Origin of the sequence: Methylobacterium sp. WL116 (assembly GCF_008039455.1) — a bacterium.
Taxonomy (GTDB): Bacteria; Pseudomonadota; Alphaproteobacteria; order Rhizobiales; family Beijerinckiaceae; genus Methylobacterium.
The window spans coordinates 1-1,360 of the sequence record NZ_VRUV01000832.1 but is presented as its reverse complement, the minus strand read 5'-3'; the positions used below and the strand labels follow the sequence as shown (position 1 = coordinate 1,360).

The following is a 1,360-nucleotide window of genomic DNA, read 5'->3' as shown; positions in this document are numbered from 1 at the left end:
CCCCATCCCGGCCCGCCGGCCGGCGACCGCGCCCTTGGCCGAGGCCTCCGCGTCGCGGACCTGCTGCCGGTGCAGGATGTGCTCGACGATCTGGGCGAACAGGAAGCCGCCACGCGCCGCCTCGACCTCCGCGCGGAGGTCGGCGTCGCGAATGCCGGCCAGTCTGTCCTCGATCCCCATGCCCGTTCCGAAACTCCGCGACCGCGCTGCGCGGACCATCCCTGCCCGGGCCGCACCTGCAAGCGCCCGATCCCGCGGCCGCATCGGGCCGGGGCACGATGGTCATGACACGATTTGCCGGCCCGGAGTCCCCGGGGGCGGGCGGGTTATCCCGGCTATCCACGCTTCCCCTCCCCCCAAGGTTCGCGGGCGGCGTCCCCCAGGGTTTCGCGGGCGGCGTCCGATGCGTGGGGGTGGGTCGATGCGCGCCGCGCAGAGTTCGATGCGGGGTCGCGACCGCCGGCCGGCCACGCAGAGTTCGATACGCGCAGGGGCCGCCGACTTGTCCCCATTCCCCACCGCCCTTGGCGTGAAATCACGCCGAATCGCATGCGGATCCACGCAGACTCCGATGCGGCCTCCCGGGATTCCCACGCAGACTCCGATGCGATCCCACGCAGAGTCGGATGCGGACCCACGCAGAGTCGGATGCGGGAACCCCCACCAAGCCATTGTCGAGGAAAGTGTTTTCGGCGCCCTATATAACCTTCAGAACAGACTCTCTGAGAATCCTTTCTGATAGATTTCCTAGGCCTCCTGCGGTGTCGTTCGCTTTGGCGAACACCCCGAAACCCTCAGAATGTCCACTTGGAACACATGGAATATGCCGCTTTTGTCCCCAAAGGCGCGCCGGAAGCGCGGAGCCGGACCGGGAGCGGCGGCGTGCGCCGCGAGGCTCGCGCAGGTGATTTCGCGGCCGTGCCGGTCTACCCCTGCGGCCGGTGGGCGTCGGGCAGGCCGACCCCGTGAGGAGCCGTGACGCATGGCCGAAGCGCCGCTCGATGCCTTGAGGCGGGTGATGGCCGCGCTGCGCGATCCGAACCGCGGATGCGCCTGGGACGTAGCCCAGACTTCGGCGAGCATCGCGCCCTACGCCCTCGAGGAGGCCTACGAGGTCGTCGACGCGATCGCGCGCGGCGATCTCGGCGACCTGCGCGAGGAGCTTGGCGACCTGCTGCTGCAGGTGGTGTTCCACGCCCGGATGGCCGAGGAGGCCGGCGCCTTCGATCTCGACGACGTCGCGCGCACGATCGTGGCGAAGCTGGTGCGGCGGCACCCGCACGTGTTCGAGCCCGACGGGACCCTGCTCCCGGCCGGCAGCCCGCGCCGCGACGCGCGCGCGGTCGAGGCGCAGTGGCAG

The 1,360-nt window shown here is 70.6% G+C and carries 1 protein-coding gene and 1 pseudogene; one reads left to right on the top strand and one right to left on the bottom strand.

Features of this window, described 5'->3' with window-relative positions:
- Nucleotides 1–180, bottom strand: a pseudogene (locus FV223_RS27740) (hypothetical protein); the annotation flags it as partial.
- Nucleotides 181–982: 802 nt separating this feature from the next.
- On the opposite strand from FV223_RS27740, the gene FV223_RS27735 reads away from it, so the two are divergent.
- On the top strand, nt 983–1,360 hold a 378-nt coding region (locus FV223_RS27735), incomplete at its 3' end, for a MazG nucleotide pyrophosphohydrolase domain-containing protein (RefSeq protein ID WP_281407480.1).